The following is a 19678-nucleotide window of genomic DNA, read 5'->3' as shown; positions in this document are numbered from 1 at the left end:
GCCGAAAACTTCAAGGGCGGCATGTTGCCCATTCGGCTCCAAAAAGGCAGTTACTCTCTGTCACCGACTGATCATTTGTCACTGTAAAGCAGCAAAGCAAAAAACTGCGAGGAGGCCAAGTTCCCCCTCCTTCACAGGTCCTGCCAGGTACTGTCGTGGATTGAAATGCCTTAATATTATCATTGTTCCACTATACCCTAAATGAGCAATGTCACTTTTTTAGATAAAATTCCGGAGAATGGGCAGAGCTGGCTGAAAGCGATATTTCACCTTAATCATTTTATACACAGCATTTAATTCTTCCAGCAAAATCGCTGTAACCGGGAAGATCACCCAGTTGATATCCCAGCGCTCAAAAATAAATCCGCTGATCAGAAAACAGCCGGTAACCAGCGGCCAAAAGATGGATGCGATAGAGCTCTTGAAGTGTTTTTCCTCTTTCTCTTCAGGAGCCTCAGTGTACTACTTCTCCTTGAGCAGAAAGCCAAAGCTTTCCTTGATACTCCCATAGTAGATGAACAGGAAGACAGGCAGCGCAATGAGCGCAAGCAGAATAGTGACCCCGTATCCGCTGGCATCCTCATTGATTGCAGACCAGGCAAGGACAGGAACCGGAGAGAGTACACACAGGGATACACCCAGAGTCAGAGACAGGGTATAGGTAGGGGCAAATGCACGGCTGCGCTGCTCGATCTCGGTCCGCAAAAAATAGGGCAGATTAAAACCCTTTTGCAGATATTTGTATCGCTCCAGCTTTGTGTCGCTGAATATGAATAGCCCAACCGCCAGCGCCACCAGCAGCAGCAGCACGATCACGCCAATAATTCCGGCAGTGTCTTCCGAAATCACCCCGCGGAGAAAACCAAATTCCGCCAGGGTAACAAGCAGAATTAGCAGTGCCGGGCCGATGATGCACAGCATTACACCAATCCCCACCATAAAACCGCTAGTCTTCTTGGCAGCCAGATACCCCCATGTATCCTCCGGAGCAAGTACAGGAAGCAGCGTATCCTCTCCCCCCACTGTAATCCCAAGCTCGTCAATCAGCTCATCGATGTTGCCGAACTCGGAGATGACAATGCCGACCGCCTCATTCTCTGATTTGCCTTCCTTCTTCAGTTCGTAATATTTCTCCTCCATACTAGCCAGCAGATCCTGCTTCAGCTTATATGTTTGCTCTGTCCTGGGCAGGGAAGTAAACATGTTGTTCAAATAGCCCCTAATGGTATCCATCCTGATCACAGCTCCTTTATGAATTTGTTGACGACCTCTTGCGTAACTTTCCATTCCTCGCATTTTTCCAGATAATAAGCCAGACCTTGCGGAGTTATACGGTAATAGGTGCGTCGTTTCCCAAAGGTCTCATCCATAAAAAAGGAATCGATGTACCCATTCTTCTCAAGCCGGGCGAATGCGGAGTACAGCGTAGTCTCCTTCATGATGTACTTCTCCTCCGACAGCTTCCGGATGTTCTTGGAAATCTCATAGCCATAGGACTCTCCGTCCAGAAGCATATAGAGGATGAGCGTATCGTTATATCCCCGTATGACATCACTGCTGATCACAATTCATCCTCCTAACTTATCCCTCATTACTTCATCTGTCGTAGTAATAGCATTGTAGCATAATTACTACGACAGATAAAGTAGTTTTGGGAAAAAATAGGCCGTCGGACTCCAGTGTCCTTATTGGGTGACTGCGGTCCGTTTATTACGGTTTGCGGACGCTAACGGCGTTATCTCTCCAGATTGCCACCTGCGTTCTTCCCTAACGGGCAGATAACGCCCACGGAGTCGCCGAATTGGGACGATATGGATCGACGCAAAAAAATGGATGCCACTCTCAACCGAGTGGCATCCATTTTTATCAAACTATTATATACAGTGCAGCTGGCACTTATTGCTGGACGGCCAATACAACCATTCCAATACCCTTGGCGGTCAGCTTGCCCCCGGCAAGCTTCGAGACCAGATCCTCGCCGAACAGGATGCTCCACTCGCCAAGCTGCGGCACATCCAATGACACTTCGGCTGTATTTGAATTATAAAGCACGTATAAGTGCAGCGCCGGATCGCCTCCGGCGTGATCCCGGAGTGTATAGGCTATTGCCCCGGCAGGCGCCTTCTCAAACATCAGCTGTGCGCGAATTTCCTCCGCGCTGCGCAGGCGAAATGCCGGGTGGGCTTGCCTTAGCGCAATCAACTGCTTCATATAAGTAATATCCTCCACATGCGCCGCTGCGCGTTCCCAGTCCATGCGGTTGATCTCAACGGGAGACTTAAAGCTGTTCTCCACCCCGTCCTTCGTACGCATAAATTCCTGTCCTGCATGAAGAAACGGAATCCCCTGGCTCGTCATTACCATTGCCGAAGCCAGACGATGCATCCCTCTGCGCCGCTCATCGCTTTCCCCTTTGGTGGAAATTACAATTTTATCCCAGAGGGTATGGTTGTCGTGGCATTCAACGAAGTTCACACACTGCTGCGGCTCATCAGCGAACGCCCCCATGGATTGACCGTACACGACGCCTCCGGTAATCCCCGTCTTCACCGCCTGTTCGAGACCCGTCTTGCCGCCGATAAATCCAGGCTCTTCATAGCGGAAAATATTCCCCTTTACCGCATCGCGGAACCCGTCGTTGAACTGTCCGATGCCCGGAAGCGCATCCGCATTGTTCTGGCTGGCAAGGCGCTCCGCCGGAAGCTCCGTATCCAGGATCCAGCCTTCCCCGATAGTCATCAGTGAAGGATCAATTTCGTCCAGACGGCGGCGGACCTCCTGCATGGTTTCTATATCGAGCAATCCCATCAGATCAAAGCGGAAACCGTCGATATGATATTCCTGAGCCCAGTACAGCACCGACTCCACAATAAAGCGGGTCATCATGATCCGCTCAGAGGCAACATCATTGCCGCAGCCCGAGCCGTTCGACAGACTGCCGTTCTGCTTATAACGCAGATAGTAGCCGGGAACAAGCTTGGTGAAATTTACAAGATAGCCGTCATACACATGATTGTAGACCACATCCATGATTACGCGCAGTCCGCGGTCATGCAGGGTCTGGATCATTGTCTTCAGCTCGCGGATTCGCAGAGCCGGATCATACGGATCCGTAGCGTAGGAGCCTTCCGGAGCATTGAAATTTTTGGGGTCATAACCCCAGTTGTAATGAGGCTGGTCCAGCTTAGTCTCATCAACACTTTCTGTGGAATAATCATAAATAGGGAGCAGCTGCACATGGGTCACTCCGAGATCGGATATATGATCCAGTCCGGTAAAAATCCCGTCCGGTCCGCGCGTCCCTTCTTCGGCCAGACCCAGATATTGTCCCTTATGGGCAATGCCGCTAGCCGGATGAACAGACAGATCACGCAGATGAAGCTCGTAAATCACCGCGTCCACAGGGTTAGCCAGGGGCGGCTTATCTTCTGTCCATCGCTGGGGATCCGTCTTGCGCAAATCGAGAATCGCCGCTCGATCTCCATTCACACCGACGGCCCGGGCGTAAGGATCGGCCGCTTCATTCCACTGCTCTCCGATACGCACACGATAGGTGTAGAACTTGCCCTCCAAGTTCCCGGCCACGCTCAAACGCCATGTCCCCCTGACATCACGGATCATCGGCAAGATATCTCCGGCGGCTTCGTGCCATGAGCCATAAAGCACAACCGCTGCTTCCTGCGCGGTAGGTGCCCACAGGCAAAAGGCCGAGGAAGCAGGCGTATACGTCACGCCAAGGTCATCCCCGTCATAACTGAAAAGCTCATCAAATTCCTGGGCGAACACGGATATTCCTCCGGTAGCCGCCGGATCACCATAATAAATCGGTTCTTTCAATTCCTTTTGTACGGACAAGGCCATCTGTCTCCTTTACCCTTTAATAATTGGAATTATATCCTAATTACCGATTTTGTGCAAACGTTTGTACTCGACGATTTCATCAAGCTGCCCTTCCTGCCGCCTGAAGGTTACAGCTGATGCCCTATGGAAGCTTCCTTGATATCCAAAGCCACCATGGTTATAACATCTTTATTGACGGTATAAGGGATAAGGCGTGCCTGGCCGGGGGTGAACCCGCCGTGCTTATGCCGCATCCCGTTATCATGAACAATAAGTACAGGGCCTGCTCCGCCCTCAGGCTCCTGATAACCGATTCCCAGCACCCAATGATAATCATAGGCGTATTTTCCCCGCCAGCGAAACGTGAGCCATTTATCGAATTTGAGCGCCACCGGCCGCTCCGCATCAATCTCTGCTTTGTACCGGTCTATATCATTAAACACACTTACGGAGAATAGTCCGCGTTCCTTCGCCTCCAGAGGAGCAGAAGACCGGATATAAGCTTTGACGCCTTTGGTAAATCTGCCCACACTCATTCCCCAAGGTGTTCCGCCATGATGGCTGTATATGTGATTAATATGCGCCGCTTTGGAAGCAAAATGACTTGCTCCGGGAATAAAAGTCCGGCCTTTCCGCGTGCGCCAATATTCCATTAATGCGGCGATGGTCGCCGGACCGCAGGCTGAGCCGGGTGAAGCAACACCCGGTTCCCACTGCGTATAAGGTTCAGCGAGCAGCTTGTGCTGCCGCGGTGCTCTCCTCATAAGGATGTCTTCTCCTGACGCTGCTGCAGTATCCGTTCAATGTCGGAGGTGAGAAACGGTTTGCTGATGAAATCTTCCATACCTACAGCCAAGCATCTTTCACGATCCTCCCGTCCGGCATTAGCAGTCACAGCCACCATAAAGGGCCGCTTGGCCTGGGGGAGCTGTTCTCTGATTCTGGCCGCTGCGGTAAGCCCGCTCATCTCCGGCATCTGCACATCCATAAATACCAGATCATAAGGCTGCTGCAGAACGGCTTGCAGCGCCTGCTGGCCGTTCTCCACCAGGTCCGCAGTATATCCGCGTTTCTCCAGCATAATCAATAGAAGCTTTTGATTAACGGGATGATCTTCTGCGACCAGAATCCGCAGCGGACCGTATTTCGGCTCCAACTGAGGAAGACCTCCAGTAAGCAGAAGGCCACTTCCTTCCTCCTCAATCCGGGAATTATCATCGGGCTCGGCATCATCAAGGCTAATCACCACCGGTACTGATGGAGTCTGCACCTGTACCGTCTCCTCCTTCAAATCACTAGGATCATGATCAATATCCAAGGGCAAGGTAAAGTAGAAGTTTGAGCCTTCGCCTTCCACACTGTCCACTGCAATCGCTCCGCCCATAAGCTCAACCAGCCGCTTGCAGATGGAAAGTCCCAGTCCGGTTCCGCCATACTTACGGTTAATGGACGGGTGCAGCTGGGAGAACGATTGGAACAGCAGAGACTGTTTCTCCGGCGGAATTCCGATTCCCGTATCCCTAACATTAAACTTCAGAGTCAGCTTATTCTGGTTAGGACAGAATTCCGTCCCCACCTCAATAGAGATATGACCCTCTTCAGTAAATTTCACTGCGTTGCTGACCAGATTCACCAATATCTGGCGCAGCCGGGCCGCATCGCCCATGATCAACTCCGGAACATCGGAAGCAGCTTGGCAGGTCAATTCCAGGTTCTTCTCTTTCGCTTTCAGCGAGAACAGCTCGGTTACGCTTTCCAAGACCCATTCAAGACTTACCGGCTCATGCACAAGGATCATTTTTCCGGCTTCTATTTTGCTGAGATCCAGAATTTCATTGAGGATATACAGCAGAGAAGTACTGCTCTGGCTAATAATCTCCGCATATCCGCGCTGCTCTTCATCCAGCTCGGTTTCTGACAGGAGATCCGTCATCCCCATAATTCCGTTCATCGGCGTCCGCAGCTCATGGCTCATAATCGCCAGAAACTCCGATTTCGCCTGATCCGCTTTCTCTGCCGATTCCTTGGCGCGGATAATCTCCTTCTCATCCGTAATGTCACGGAACACAACAACCGCACCCTTACGGTCTCCTTTATCAAACAGCGGAGTAACCTGATACTCGGCCAGAAAGCTTGAACCGTCTTTGCGCCACAATACCGCATCTTTGCTCTGATGGGATTCCCCGGCACGGACGGCCTGCATCAGCGGAGAATCCTCCGGCCGGTAATGGAGGCCATCCAGCGCTGTGTGCTGTATGTGATCCAGATAAGGATGTCCCATAATTTCACCGTAGGCGAAGTCCAGCATCTGCGCCCCCGCCGGATTGATGAAGGTTACCCTCCCCTCCGTATCAAGGCCAAATATGCCTTCGGAGACTGCATTTAAGATTAGTGTGTAATCATTGCCCAGCTTCTCAATCTGCTCGGTATACCGGATACGGTCCGTAATGTCACGGGAAATTCCGTACACGCCGACAACCTTGTCCCCGACAATAATCGGAATGTTGGTCGTACTGATTTCTACCAGATGGCCATCTTTATGAATAAGGGTCAGATCATAGCTTTGAGGCATTCCCTGGCAAGCCAGATTAAAATGATACTGTGTCTTCGCCTTATCCTTCTCATGCACCAGAGGGCCGAAATAGTTGCCTACCAGCTCCTCCATTGAATATCCGCTCAGCACCTCCAGATTGGAGTTGCAGGTTAAGTAATCCCCCTGCAGATTCATGGAGTATACGGCTGACGGATTATATTCAAACAGCGACTTATAGCGCTGTTCGTTCTCTTGAAGTTTGGACTCAAATTGCTTGCGCTCCGTTATGTCACGGCCGACGGCAATAATCTCCACAATCCCGCCCTGCTCATCTAAAATATACCTGCTGTTCGTCTCAAACCAGACATAGCTGCCATCCTTGCGCCGGTAACGGTAGACCGCCGCCGGGATGAAGCCGGTCTGCTCACTTTTTGCCATCATTTCTTTCATTACTATTAAATCGTCGGGATGCAGATAATCAAAAGCACTGGTGCCGACCATCTCCTCCGGCTCATAGCCGAGCAGAGAGCGGCTGGCCGGAGAGCAGTATAAGAATATGCTGTCTTCTATCGCGTGGCGCGAGATCAGATCCAGTGAATTTTCCGACATCAGCCGGTAATTCCGCTCATTTTCTCTAAGCTGCTGCTGCATCTGCTGGCGTTCAGTGATATCCTGCATCATTCCGATAAGCTGAACAGGCTGGCCGGCCGGTCCCAGTACCGTATCCCACTGAATATGCACCGCAAGCAGAGTTCCATCTGCAAGAACCAGCCGGTAGGTACTCTCACCGGACTTCCCGTTTTCCAGCGTCTCGCGCACCCTTGTGAACATGTCGTTGATGTCATCCGGATGAACCAGCTCCAGGAATGTCCGGTAATCGACCTCGGAAGCTCCAATACCATGCTTCAGCATCCGCTGCAGTTCTTCCGAGAAGGACAGCTTGCCTTTCGTCAAATCCCATACCCAGGAACCGATTCTGGCAACTCTTTGCGCCGTGGCCAAAGCCTCCTCATTATGTTTGCGGCCCGTCACGTTGCGGCCAATACCCATGATCCGGATGATTTCATTGTTTTCTCCCCGGATCACATGAAAAGAGCTTTCGAACCACAAATAATGCCCATCTTTATGGCGTAAACGGCGAACATAGATGTCATTCTTCAGAAGACCCTCAGACTTGTCCATGCCCTCGATATCATCAGGATGATAAAATTCCAGCCGGTTTTTGCCGATCATTTCCTCAGGGGCAAATCCGATTAACGAAAGAGATGAGGGGGAGATGAAGCTTAGTGTGCCGTCGGGCAAGGTGAACGAAATCATACTCTGATCGTCTTTTAGAAATAAATCGTACAAGTCACGGCTGTCTACTGTCAGCTGATCAGCGATTTTCCGGTCAGTAATATCCTGCGCGTATACAATAATATGTGAAGAGTCTTGTCCTGCATCAGCCCGCACGAAGGTAAGGGAAACCCATACAGAATGTCCTGCACAATTATGATACCTCTGTTCACTCTTTAAGGTATCACCGGAGGTGTATGAAAAACCCTCCAATACACTCATTAGTGTGAGCCCTTCCCGGTCTTCCTGTTCTGGGTGTGACGCACTCTTATTTCTCAATAAAGCTCCGGCTAGAAATTCCGTTTCACTGCAGCCGAGGATGTTGCAAAAAGCGGAATTGACCTTTATCCATTTGTCCTTTTCTGAGGCCAGGACGGCCATTCCTACCGGAGACATCATGAAGGCTTGATCCAAAATATCGCTATTATATGCCAATTCCATTAAACAAGGCCCCCTTCGTCATGAGCCGGCTCGTATGCAGCTCTCTGTTGTATTATTAACCAGTATACGATAAGAGAAGTTCGGAATAAACGCGCAGCCCGGTTTCCATGAAAAAAAGTTTAAATTACAAATATTGACTGGGTTTTGTCCTTCCCTTATAGTTTAGATAATATTTCATTCGTGACCTATTACGACGGAAGCACCCGTAATAAAGGCTTTATTGCCTTTACTGCGGGTGCTTTTTTGTTGTTGCGGAATTAGGGATGAGAATAAGGAGGAAAAAGATGAACAAGCTCAAGAAGATTTCCCTGGCAATGCTGGCACTTCTGCTTGCAGTATTATCTTCAGCAGGTGCGGTGAATGCATCAGGAACGGCGCTGACCCCTTCGATTCAAGCCTCGTTTGAACTGACTGCCGCCACTGCCGATGATCCAACAAGGACCCGACTTAAAGGGTATTACAGTGATTTATCCGTCCTGATCACCCAGTATGACAGCCGTGAGGCACAAATCCGCCGGCTGCATGACAGCAATACGCAAACGCTGATCATTGTCAGAAACCAAATTAAGGAAATTGATCAGTCCACCGTGACCCGGCTGTCCACAGCCGTAAGCAGCACCAAAGAACGTTACCAGCCTCTCTTTGATCAATACAGCGCGCTCAACCGCCGGATTAACCTCCTCAGAGGGCTGAAGGACAAGGTCTTGAAGGATGTGCTCCGCACACAGGCTGATGCTATGAAAATTCTCGTTCAATTCGCCCGTGAGGATATCCGCAATAAAGAAGCCCTGCTGAAAGCGGCCAAAGAAACCCGCGCCAAAAAGATGGCCGCCGCACGTAAAACCTTGGCGGGGATCGAAAGCCCCCAGGCCTCTATCAAGTCCCAGAAAAGCGTGGCAGCCTCCTTGAACAAACGGATATCGGCGGATTTCAGCGACTTCAAATCAGCTATCCGCAAGCAAAATCAGGCTTTGACCGCTCAATCCCTGTCATCCCTTGTCTCAGGCTACCGTCAAATGGCTGCCAGCAAGCTGAAGATCATTGAGCTTGAGCAAAAGATTGCCGGTGTGATTGCGGACGCGGCCAAGCAAATCGCAGCATGATTGCTGAAGGAATGTGTCTTCCGACTCTTGGTCCGCATATGGTAGGTAGAGACAATATCCATCAGCGGGCCTTGAGGAGGCTTATATTATGCATATCTGTATTATTGCACCGGAACAGTTCCCGGTACCGGGGAACGGTTCAGTGGAGATCTGCATCTGGGCGATTGCCAGAAGGCTGGCCCGGCGGCATATGGTAACGGTACTAAGCCGCAAGTCACCAGGACTGCCCGACTCCGCAGAGCTTGAACAGGTCCGGATTATCCGTCTGGCTTCAGGCAGTCCTTCCCGTTATCTCGCCTCGGTACTTAAATATCTTGAGAAGACGTCCTTCGATATGATTCAGATCGATAACCGGCCGCTGCTGATGGCCGCCGTGAAACACCAGCATCCCCTGACTCCGGTACTGCTGTATCTGCACTCTCTGACGTTCGTACCGGCAGAACGCCGAATTGCCCGCAGCCTGGCGAAGGCTGACGGCATCGCTGCCAACAGCCGCTCCCTGCAGCAAAGAATTTCCCGGCGTTTTCCCGGCTTGGACAAGAAACTCAGTGTTATTCCGCTGGGAGCGGACCTGTCCCGGTTCATACCTGCCGAAGAACCGGAACGGCAGCGTCTCCGGCGGTTATACAGGCTCCCGCAAGTGTTCACGGTGCTGTTCGTCGGGCGGGTGATCCCCCGTAAGGGAGTACCCGTACTGCTGCAGGCCATGCACATTCTCAATAAACGCCTGCCCTCCCATCTGATCATAGCCGGCCGGGGTAAACCTCCATATATCCAGCGGCTCAAAACCCTCGCGCGGAGACTGGGTGTATCTGTAACTTTCGTTGGTAACATCGCCCACGAAGATATCCACAGCCTGTATCAGATGGCCGATTGCTTCGTCTGCCCTTCCCAAGGGCATGAATCCTTTGGATTGGTCAATGTGGAGGCCATGGCCTCCGGGCTTCCGGTTATTGCTTCGAATAACGGCGGCATCCGTGAGATCATCACGTCAGGCCACAACGGCTACCTGGTGGACCGTTACCGTCAGGCCGCCCCCTTTGCCAGACGTTTACTGATGATCGGACGCAATCCGGCGAAGGCGGCGAAGATCGGGATGCAAGGACGGAGTGATGCCCTGCGGGCTTTTGAGTGGAGGCATACCACATCACAATTGGAGGAGCTGTACCACTCGCTTTTGCCGCAATAGCAGAGGTCTGCCGCAGGGGCGCTCCTCTGCTATGTGACAATGTGTAACAAGAAATTAGTGATCTTATTCGCAGGATATGGCCTACAGTAAATATTATACTCATATTGTAAGCGTTGCCATTAACGAAATGTATTGCTTATACCGCTATCATGAAATTGGCAACCCCCTACAACACACACTATTGGCTGTAGAAAGGGTGCATCGTTATGTTAATGATCAAAGCTATAGTTAGACCTGAGAAAGCGGATGAAGTCATGGCTGAATTAATGCTTGCCGGCTTCCCCTCCATCAGCAAGATGGATTTGCTCGGCCGCGGGAAACAAAAGGGAATTCAGGTCGGAACCAACTATTACAATCAAATTTCCAAGAAGCTGCTGATGATTGTTATCCATGATGATGAGAAGGACGATGTAATCAGCATTATTATGAGAACAGCAAGAACAGGTGAGCACGGCTCCTTCGGTGACGGTAAAATCTTCGTGCTTCCTGTGCTGGAAACCTTCACCATCAGCAACGGTAAAAACCAACTGTAACCCTTGTCCCTTTGATCAATAGGTCAATAGAAAAGAGGCAGCAAAACATCCCCCGGTTCCGGCTGTTCCGGTTCAAGGGTACGCTTTGCTGCCTCTTGATGTTGTAGTCTTCTGACTTTAGATCATCTGAATGACTGTAAGCACAAGTCCCACGACAAAGCCGCATACCGCGCCGTTGACACGAATCCACTGCAGATCCTTACCCACCTTGTCCTCCAGCATATTCACCAGGCTGTCATCATCCATTTGATCAAGGTTCTCCTTGACCAATACGCCAAGCCGGTAATGGTTAGCTTCCACGAAAGCGATTAATGAAGCGCGAATCCGCTCCTCCCAGCTCTCCGTCCACTCTTTTTCCGTACTGATGCGCCGGGCCAACAAGGCATACAGCGCAAACAGTTTGCGTCCTCCGGAGCCGCGGTCCTCTTCCAGCATGGCAACCGCCTTGCCGCGCAGAGCTTCCAATTGCTTAAACAGAAACGCTGAAGCCGCTTCGCCTTGCAGCTCCTCGAGCGCCCATTCCTTCAGTGAAAGGATCCGCGCCTCGTCGTTCACAAGCTGAAACAGGGCGACGCGGATTTCCTGGATGATCTGCTCACGGTAAGGATTATCCGCTTCACGGAAATCCCGGATACCGGATTGCAGCATGCCCTGGAGCATTTCTCCCAGCATATCTGCATCCACAAATCCGACAAATGCCTGAAAGGCCATACCTTTCAGCCCTCCCAGCTTCACCTCGGCCAGTTTCTCACTGGCGATCTTGCCCAGCATCGCCCGCGTCTCAGGGCGGCTGCTCCAGCCGGAGATGCCTTCAAGCGCATAATCGAGCGCGGCAATATCCTTGCCGTCGTTCATTAGTTTGGTGACGATGCTGTCGGCGGCGGTACCAAGCTCCGCTTCACGGATGTAATCTGCAACCGCCGTCTGAAGATAGGGAATCGCCTTATCTACCGGAAGCCGCTGAACAAAGGTGCTGAGCTGCTCAAGCATGTCAGCTCTTGCTTTTTTCCTTGCTACAAACTTCGTCAGCAGTCCGCTGCCGAGCGACACGAAGCGGATCTTGCGCAGTTTGTTCTCGATGCTCTCTTTGTTCAGCAGCTCATTCTCCATAGCGGAGATAAGAGACTGAATGATCTTATCCCGGTTCTTCAGCAGAAGCGAGGTATGCGGTATTGGCAAACCCAGCGGATGGCGGAACAGTGCGGTAACTGCAAACCAGTCGGCAATCCCCCCTACCAGCCCGGCTTCGAAGCCGCCTCTCAGCAGAACAACAGCCAGATTATCCGGCAAAAACAGTGTAAGCAGAAAACCGCAGGCCATGACAGCCAGCGATATCGTAGCTAAATTTCTGGATTTCATCTTTATCCCCCTTACCTAAAGCGTCGGACAGCTGTTTCCCTGGACAGGGAAATACCGCCAATCACATTGTGACCCTATGAACTGACGATTACGGCGGCCGTTCACTTGTTAGTCTGCCTTTCATTGTACCACGAGTAAACTCCTTTCTGAAAATGCAGTGCACTGCACAATTTTCTACGGTTATATAGATTGAACTTAAAAACTTGAGATAAGGGAAAGGAGCAACGGAGGGGGATTTTGGAACTGGAGGAGCGGTAGTGTCCGCCTGAAAGCTTTCCGAAGGAAAGCTAGCATCGAAAGCATAAGCAATCTTCGGATTTCCACCGCTAATTGCGGTATTGATCAAGAAATTCTTACGACAACAGCGGCCGGAAGTCCAAATATTCACCGTAGTTGCGACTGATCCTGTACTCTAAAACCTTAAGTTCAATCTATATGGTTTCTTTTCATGAAAATGGATTTTTTATTTTCAGAACATTAATGATAAGATACTAGGAACGATCTCATTGCCCTTGAAGGGGACAACCTGCGGTACAGGAAGGAATGCAAACGATATGCTTATAGCACTCGATATGGATGGAACACTGCTTAACGAAGAAGGAAACATTAGCCCGGAGAACAGGGAAGCGATAGTACACGCCCAAAACCAGGGACATATTGTAATCATCGCCACAGGACGCTCTTACATGGATGCCGAGCGGCAGCTGCGGCTGGCCGGGCTGGAATGTCCGGTAGTCAGTCTGAATGGAGCCGTAGTGACGCTGGCTGACGGGACGCTTGTGGCAAGCAAGCCGCTGAACAAAGAGAATATTATTCCCGCGCTGCGCTGGATGAACGAAATTTCCGAATTGTATTATGAGGTATACACAGAGGATAACGTGTATGTAGAGCTAGATAAACGGGTGCATCTGGAGAAAATATCGGAGCTTAAGGATGACGAGGTGCCGGAAGAACTCCGCTGGCTGCTTAAGGCCATGATCGACCAGCAGTTTCAGCAGGCTGCCGTGACCTATGTGGAGGACATGGAGGAAATCTGGGGCAAAGAGGACAAAGTCATCTACAAGACGCTGGCGTTCTCGCTGAACCTTGAGCTTCTGAAAGAAGCCTCTACACGATTCGCCGCCATTCCCGGACTTATTATCACCGCTTCTCATGCCAACAATATTGAGATTAACCATCAGGACGCTAATAAAGGGGCCGGTGTAACCATGCTGGCTGAGCATTTCGGCATGGCTCTGGAGCAGGTAGCTGTAATGGGCGACAGTTACAACGATCTGCCGATGTTTGAGGTGGCCGGCTACCGGATCGCCATGGAGAATGCTGCTTCAATCCTCAAGGAAACGGCCAATTTCATCACACTCAGCAATGCAGAACATGGCGTGGCAGCGGGAATCCGCCATCTTTTGAACAAGGCGTAGGGGGAATCTAAATGAACATGTATCCAGGCATTGCCCTGCTGTATGACAATCGGCTGCTGCGCACGGAGCTGGAGTGCGAACAGTTTGAGCAGGCCCTGGAAGGCCTGGCTGGGGATACGGAGGATGCTGTGATCCAGCAGATTTTCAAGGTGTTCGATGATGATACCGAACAGGAGGAGGTTATGTTCGGTCTTGTTCATTTTCTGGAGAGCTACCAAATGGAGATGTACCTGACCCAACTGCTGGAATCGCTGCCGGAGCTGCTGGAGACAGGCCGTAATTGGGCGATCATTCTGATCCAGAGAATACTGGGCGATGATATCTACCGCAAGGAATTTGCCGACATCGCCGCCGGCATGCCCCTGCGGATCAAGAGATGCCTGGCGTTCCTGCTGGAAGAAATCAAGGAAGACAAGCCGCGGCTGTTCGAGCGCAGAGCCAATTCTATTCTGGGGAAAATAAAGTAAGCACAGCAAAACCCCTTTCCCAGGATACTTCACTTTGCAAGGGAAGGGGCTGCAGAAGCCTATTATTGTTCAAAATCGAGATTGACCGGCGCAAGCGGCAGGGTGTCTTCCCCGCCTTCATCTGTCGTGGGCGTCTTGGCATCTACGACTTCGAAGCGGAACTGATCGACCCAGGCCTTGCCGGAGCCGTTCAGCAGGACCCCGAAAGCTATCGCATGGCTGTCCTGCGGAATATCCAGAATGACGTTGTATTGATTCCATTCTCTGGAACCTTTAATTGGCCTATGGGCCATATTATCAAATTCCAGCATTTCCCCGTTCGCGGCATCGACTCTCATCCATAAGCCGGCCCATCCGAAAATATCACCTGCTTTGACAAAAGCAGACAGCTTCAGCCTCTGCCCGCGGTAGGCTTCCGAGCTGAATATTTGCATGAGTGTAACAAATCCGTTTTCGCTTGCATTACCGGCTTGCAGCAACGCCGATGCCTTGCCCATATGCACTTCCGACTTGTCCACCTTAACATCATAGCCGCCGCCGTTCATGCCGGTTATGGTCCAGCCCTGCAATGCCTTTTCTGTACTCATCCTGATCTCTCCTTTATTAAGTTCTCTCGAATAGGTCCGGTATTGTCCGGGGGTGAGCCGGTATGCTTTTTTGAAAGCTCGGGAGAAGGCCTCCTGAGACTGAAAATGGTACTCCAGGGCGATATCGAGAATACGCTTATTGCTGTAGATCAGTTCACCTGCCGCTTTCGCAAGTCTTCTCCGCCTTACGTAATCTGCCAAGGTTTGCCCTACTACTGCATAGAAAATCCGGTAGAAATGGTGGGTAGAAAATTTGCTGTGCACCGATACTTCCCTTAGGGTAATCTGCTCTGTGAGGTTCCTCTCTATATAGTCCAGTGAGCTTCTCACCGTTTTGAAGTGCATTTTATCGCTCATTGGCGTTCCCTCCTCTGTTCCAAAAATAACATAGCGGCCAAACGGATATTTGATCTTTTATCTCATAAATCGGCTGTTCTATACAGAAAGGGAAATACAGTGGTATAGTGTAAACTGGCTAAAAATTAAACCAAACCCGCATTGTAAACAAACGAAGGTGAATCTAATGAACAAGCTCTTATTTCATAATATACCGCTGGGCGCTACCGGCGAACGGATTCCCCAGGCGGCAATCGCCTCAGCCCGGACCAGCCGCGACATGGTGAAGCCGGAGGACGGTGATGCGGCTTATTTCCGTTTGCTGGAGGAGGGCGGAATTCTGCTGAATCAGCCGCAGATCGCCGCAGTGCGGCATTACCAGGGTCCGCTGCTGACACTGGCCGGGGCAGGCTCCGGCAAAACTTCGGTTCTGATCTGCAGAACCGGCTATTTGCTGTCGGTGCGCGGCATATCCCCCAGCCGCCTGCTGCTGTTGACCTTCTCCAGCAAAGCGGCAGCGGAAATGCGCGAACGCATTGCAGTGCTGCCGGGCGTGAGCGAAAACGACGCAGCGCGCCTGCAGGCCCGCACGTTCCACTCCTTTTTCCTCTATTTCCTGAGGCGTCAGGGTCTGCGGCAGGACATCTTCCATGAGACACGCCGCCAGCACATTTTGCTGAAGCAGATCATGCGCGAGCTGGGGCTGCCAAAGGATGCTTATCCGCCGGAAACCCTGCTTGCCCTGCTCTCTTCCTGCAAGATGAATATGGGTGAGCCGGAGAATCTGCCGGAAACTACAACCGCCGAGCAGGAAATGAAGGCCGTCCTGGCCCTGTATGAACAGTGGAAACGGGATAATCACAAAATTGATTTCGACGATGTGCTGCTGATTGCCTACAGGATGCTGCGGAAGCAGCCGGCGCTGCTGCAGGAATTGCAGAATAAATTTCAATATGTAATGGTTGATGAGTTTCAGGATACGAATGCGCTGCAATATGAACTCGTCAAAATGATCGCCCATCCGCAGCATAATCTGATGGTCGTCGGGGATGATGACCAGACGATATACTCATTTAACGGAGCGCGCAGCGAGTTCATTCTTGAATTCGAGAAGCTTTATCCGGGCGCAAAGGTTATTACGCTGGATATCAATTACCGTTCCGGTCCGGCGATTGTCGGGCTGGGCAATGGAATCATCCGGCATAATACGCGGCGGCGCTCCAAAACGCTGCAAGCAGCCAAAAATGGCGGCAGCCCGCCCCGGTACCTGCGCCCGCAGACGGCGGACGAGGAAGCCGAGCAAATTGTGGAGCATATTGTAAGCCAGGTTGACGGCCATTCCCGGGAATACCGCGATTTCGCACTGCTGTACCGGGCGTCGAGCAGCAACCGGGCGATTCTGGAGCTGCTGCTGCTGCGCGATATTCCCTACATTGATTACGGCGAGGGGCAGCTGCTCTACGAGCATTGGCTGATTTCCCCCGTGCTGGACCACCTGCGGCTGTCCGTGAACCGCCGGAACTTTGCCGCGATGGAGAATATTCTGCCGACCCTCTATATGAACCGCGAAAAGGGCATGGACCATATCCGCCGGATGGAGGCCATCCAGCCCAAGCAGGGGCCGCTGATCCATCTGCTGTCGATGCCCGGCATGGAGGATTTCAAAGGGACCAAGCTGCGGGAACGGCTGGAGCTGATCCGGGGGCTGGGCAGCGTCACTCCAGTACAGGCTATCCGCCAGATCCGCATCAACTTCTATGATTACTTCATTGAAGCCAACGAGCGTCATCAGGCTACACTGCACCGGGAAACGCTAAAGGAAATGCTGGACGAGCTGGAAACCTCAGCAGAACGGTTCGACAACATTACCGTCTTCCTTGATTTTATCGATAACATTACCGAGCGGAATGAGCTAAGCCGCCAGACCGGCCTGAAAGAGCAAGGCAACCGGATTGCCCTCATGACCATCCACAAATCCAAAGGGCTGGAATTCCCGGTAGTCTTCCTGATCGGAGCCTCTGAGGGGATTCTTCCCCACAGTTCCGCGCTGGAGGGTGACCGGCTGAAGGACCGGAAGACAGCAAAACCGACAGTAGGCAGTCCCCTGAAGGCCGGGCCGGAGTCCGGCATTGCGGCGCTGGAAGAAGAACGCAGACTGGCCTATGTTGCCGTCACAAGAGCCCGGGAAGAGTTGTTCATCAGCTCGCCCGCAAGGCATCGGGGCAAAAAAGCCGAGGTCTCCCGCTTTATGCTGTCCGCCTTCCGCTCTGCGGTAGCTTCTTCTGCACCTGCTGTATCGGGACTAAGAAGCGGGTATACCAGAACAGAGCACAACTCCACCAGAACGTCAGCGGCAAGAACCCATACCGTTGCCGTCTGGAAATGCACCGGTGCAAATTGTCCGGGCTGGACCCGGATGAAAGCCGGCGGAGCCGAGGATCACTTACCCTCCAAGCCCTGCCCGCTCTGCAGCTCCCCTATGGAACAAAGCACACGGGTAGTTCCCGTATAACAGATATTTCGCAAAAAAAAGCCCCTTCAGGCAGCTTTGGCTGGAATCATGAAACCATGAGTTCCCTGCACTGCTGCCGGAAGGGGCTATTAATGTCTTCTTATACTTGAGCCGGAGTCTCCGCCGGTTCTTCAACTTCTTCATGTACTGTTTTGATCTGAATCATTACTGTGCTTGGATCCGTCAGCACCTCAATGCCCTTCTGGAAGATCAGATCGGAGACAGCCAACTGGTCGCCAATTTCCAGACCGCTGATATCTACTTCCATGGAAGAAGGCAGATCGCCCGGCATGCAGCGAACTTCTACTTCATAGATTTCAACTTGAAGTACCCCGCCAGCTTTGACACCAGCAGCTTCACCGGCAAAATGGATCGTTACCTTACTGTCCATGCTGATCGACATATTCACATGCTGAAAATCGATATGCTGCACTTTGCCTGAAATGGAGTCCTTCTGGATATGTTGAACAACTACCGGAACCACCGTATCGTCGGACAATTTCCCTTGCAGGATTGCCCGCGGATTGGTTCTAATCACGTTCAACAGCTCTTTCTCTCCCACTTCAAGGCTTAGAGTATCTTTACCAATACCATACAGCACAGCCGGGATCCGTCCTTGCTTTCTTGCGACGTTCAAGTTGGACTGTGTTTCTTCCGTACGATTGTTCAATAGAATAAATTTACTCATTTTTGTTTTCCCGCTCTCTTCGACCATAAATTCTTGTCATTAGAAGCATAACACGACCATAGAATCTAGTCAATTCTCACCCGTTTATTGCTCATACTCCAAAAAGGGATCAGGAAGTTCAATTCTGTAGGCTTCGGCATCGCTGACGCCCACTGACAATACCGCCCGGCCCTGCTCACCCCGTACCAGTCCGCCGCTAAAGATCACGTCCTGAAGATCCGGGCGTTTGCCGGGACCGATCGGAAAGTCACTCCTGGCGGCAATAATTTTGACCGGTGTAGTTTCAAACGTACCGGGATTAAGCGAGAAGACCATGGAGTAGTAATGTTTTTTTCCTAAGCGGTCAAAACAGGCGATATGTCCCAGAACGCCTACATGACCGTTCTTCAATAAATGCGCTTCGTTTGCCCCGCCCCACTCCTCGGGAACAAACTGATCTTGAAATATTTCCGCTTCCAGAAAGGTCTGCTCATTTAATTCCTCCAGCGAATCGATAATCGTGAAGCCGATCATCCCTCTTCCGCCCTTCTCTCCTTGCGGCCGAGTGAATACACCAATCCGGCCATCCTGAAGCTCTATCAGCCGGATATCCTTCATCAATGCCGGCCCGGACGAGAAGTGGCGCATGGAATCAATGCGGTACCCTCGGTAGAACTGCGTAACCCACGAGACAATTTTCTGCGGGTCATCCCCTGCGGTAATCACTTCAACCCCGCCCACAATCAGTTCTCCCTTGATGTGGGTTACACAGGGGTCCTGCAGATTATAGGTATGTGTATGCGCACGGGGTATCCAAACGCCATCGCAGAGTGTAAAAAAGAAGACTTGAGAGAACTCACTGTCCCGTTCCTCAACTCTTCCCAGAATCACTTCCTCCCCGTCATGTACAAACGGGGCCGTTATATTGTATACATCACGTTTCCCAACACCGGAAAAAACCAGCTTCTCCACGCTCACATGACGGAGCCTAGCATAAAAGGTGTCCAGCAGTTCGTTACAGGTTGCCGTCTTGAACGGTCTCCTTGTCATTGCCTTCCTCCTCATATTCGTTTGCTTTATCAATTGCCCAATCGTTCTCATCCGCTTCCATCCGGATCAATTCACCGGGCTGGATATTGAAATAGGTACAGAGCTTCAGCAGCAGATCCCGGGGATACTGCACCATCTCGTCTTTGTACATCCGCCGGACGGAATCGAAATGGTAGTTAATCTCTTTGGCAAGCTTGCGGATCGATAATTTGGGGTCATGTTTCTCCATAACCTCACTTAATTTACTGCGTATAACCGGCATTCCTCCACCTCCTACATCACTATATCTGGAGAACAGAGGAGAGTCA

Annotated in this window: 16 protein-coding genes; 6 read left to right on the top strand and 10 right to left on the bottom strand. The window is 51.4% G+C overall.

The annotated features are described in order from the left end of the window. Positions 1–462: 462 nt before the first annotated feature. The 5 genes from NSS79_RS01765 to NSS79_RS01745 form a co-directional block, all read right to left on the bottom strand. Positions 463–1233: a permease prefix domain 1-containing protein gene (locus NSS79_RS01765; protein WP_340895309.1), complete on the bottom strand. Its 771-nt coding sequence runs from the start codon at positions 1231–1233 to the stop codon at positions 463–465. Between the two features lie 5 nt (positions 1234–1238). Next, positions 1239–1565: a PadR family transcriptional regulator gene (locus tag NSS79_RS01760; RefSeq protein ID WP_342438055.1), complete on the bottom strand. Its 327-nt coding sequence runs from the start codon at positions 1563–1565 to the stop codon at positions 1239–1241. 331 nt (positions 1566–1896) lie between these two features. Continuing rightward, a complete protein-coding gene (gene pulA / locus NSS79_RS01755; RefSeq protein WP_340895310.1) occupies positions 1897–3855 on the bottom strand; it encodes a type I pullulanase in 1959 nt (652 codons plus the stop codon). A gap of 113 nt (positions 3856–3968) precedes the next feature. After that, positions 3969–4604, bottom strand: a complete 636-nt coding sequence (locus NSS79_RS01750) for a C39 family peptidase (RefSeq protein ID WP_342438054.1) — start codon at positions 4602–4604, stop codon at positions 3969–3971. Then, positions 4601–8149 carry a PAS domain S-box protein gene (locus tag NSS79_RS01745; RefSeq protein ID WP_342438053.1) on the bottom strand — a complete coding sequence of 1183 codons (3549 nt, stop codon included), beginning with the start codon at positions 8147–8149 and terminating at the stop codon, positions 4601–4603. Before NSS79_RS01745 ends, NSS79_RS01750 begins: the two co-directional genes overlap by 4 nt. Positions 8150–8433: 284 nt before the next feature. Here NSS79_RS01745 and NSS79_RS01740 point away from each other — a divergent pair, with 284 nt between their 5' ends. The 3 genes from NSS79_RS01740 (at position 8434) to NSS79_RS01730 (ending at position 10974) form a co-directional block, all read left to right on the top strand. Further along, positions 8434–9252 (top strand): hypothetical protein, encoded by an 819-nt coding sequence (locus NSS79_RS01740; protein ID WP_342438052.1) that lies wholly within the window; start codon positions 8434–8436, stop codon positions 9250–9252. An 88-nt stretch (positions 9253–9340) separates the two neighbouring features. Next, a complete protein-coding gene (locus tag NSS79_RS01735; RefSeq protein ID WP_342438051.1) occupies positions 9341–10441 on the top strand; it encodes a glycosyltransferase family 4 protein in 1101 nt (366 codons plus the stop codon). 206 nt (positions 10442–10647) lie between these two features. Further along, positions 10648–10974 (top strand): P-II family nitrogen regulator, encoded by a 327-nt coding sequence (locus NSS79_RS01730; RefSeq protein WP_342438050.1) that lies wholly within the window; start codon positions 10648–10650, stop codon positions 10972–10974. A gap of 117 nt (positions 10975–11091) precedes the next feature. On the opposite strand, the gene NSS79_RS01725 is transcribed toward NSS79_RS01730, so the two are convergent. Further along, on the bottom strand, positions 11092–12333 hold the full coding sequence (locus NSS79_RS01725) for a DUF445 domain-containing protein (protein WP_342438049.1): 1242 nt from the start codon (positions 12331–12333) through the stop codon (positions 11092–11094). 554 nt (positions 12334–12887) lie between these two features. Between NSS79_RS01725 and NSS79_RS01720 the strand changes: the two genes are divergently transcribed. Together NSS79_RS01720 and NSS79_RS01715 are read left to right on the top strand one after the other, a co-directional pair. Beyond that, a complete protein-coding gene (locus tag NSS79_RS01720; RefSeq protein ID WP_342438048.1) occupies positions 12888–13751 on the top strand; it encodes a Cof-type HAD-IIB family hydrolase in 864 nt (287 codons plus the stop codon). An 11-nt stretch (positions 13752–13762) separates the two neighbouring features. Then, positions 13763–14218 carry an Imm30 family immunity protein gene (locus NSS79_RS01715; protein ID WP_342438047.1) on the top strand — a complete coding sequence of 152 codons (456 nt, stop codon included), beginning with the start codon at positions 13763–13765 and terminating at the stop codon, positions 14216–14218. Between the two features lie 62 nt (positions 14219–14280). On the opposite strand, the gene NSS79_RS01710 is transcribed toward NSS79_RS01715, so the two are convergent. Next, on the bottom strand, positions 14281–15162 hold the full coding sequence (locus tag NSS79_RS01710; protein ID WP_342438046.1) for an AraC family transcriptional regulator: 882 nt from the start codon (positions 15160–15162) through the stop codon (positions 14281–14283). Between the two features lie 166 nt (positions 15163–15328). Between NSS79_RS01710 and NSS79_RS01705 the strand changes: the two genes are divergently transcribed. Beyond that, positions 15329–17653, top strand: coding sequence for a UvrD-helicase domain-containing protein (locus NSS79_RS01705; RefSeq protein WP_342438045.1), 2325 nt, complete (start codon positions 15329–15331; stop codon positions 17651–17653). 100 nt (positions 17654–17753) lie between these two features. Here the strand turns inward: NSS79_RS01705 and NSS79_RS01700 are convergent, their stop codons facing one another. The 3 genes from NSS79_RS01700 to NSS79_RS01690 form a co-directional block, all read right to left on the bottom strand. Continuing rightward, positions 17754–18341: a 50S ribosomal protein L25 gene (locus NSS79_RS01700; protein ID WP_038584991.1), complete on the bottom strand. Its 588-nt coding sequence runs from the start codon at positions 18339–18341 to the stop codon at positions 17754–17756. Between the two features lie 84 nt (positions 18342–18425). After that, positions 18426–19370 carry a DUF1861 family protein gene (locus tag NSS79_RS01695; RefSeq protein ID WP_342438044.1) on the bottom strand — a complete coding sequence of 315 codons (945 nt, stop codon included), beginning with the start codon at positions 19368–19370 and terminating at the stop codon, positions 18426–18428. Further along, the gene (locus tag NSS79_RS01690) at positions 19336–19632 is read right to left on the bottom strand and encodes a helix-turn-helix transcriptional regulator (protein ID WP_052091753.1); all 297 of its coding nucleotides are present in this window, start codon (positions 19630–19632) and stop codon (positions 19336–19338) included. Before NSS79_RS01690 ends, NSS79_RS01695 begins: the two co-directional genes overlap by 35 nt. Between the last annotated feature and the right edge of the window lie 46 nt (positions 19633–19678).

The sequence above is a fragment of the Paenibacillus sp. FSL L8-0436 genome (genome assembly GCF_038593025.1).
GTDB lineage: Bacteria > Bacillota > Bacilli > Paenibacillales > Paenibacillaceae > Paenibacillus_AQ.
This window is presented reverse-complemented; position numbering and strand designations above follow the sequence as displayed.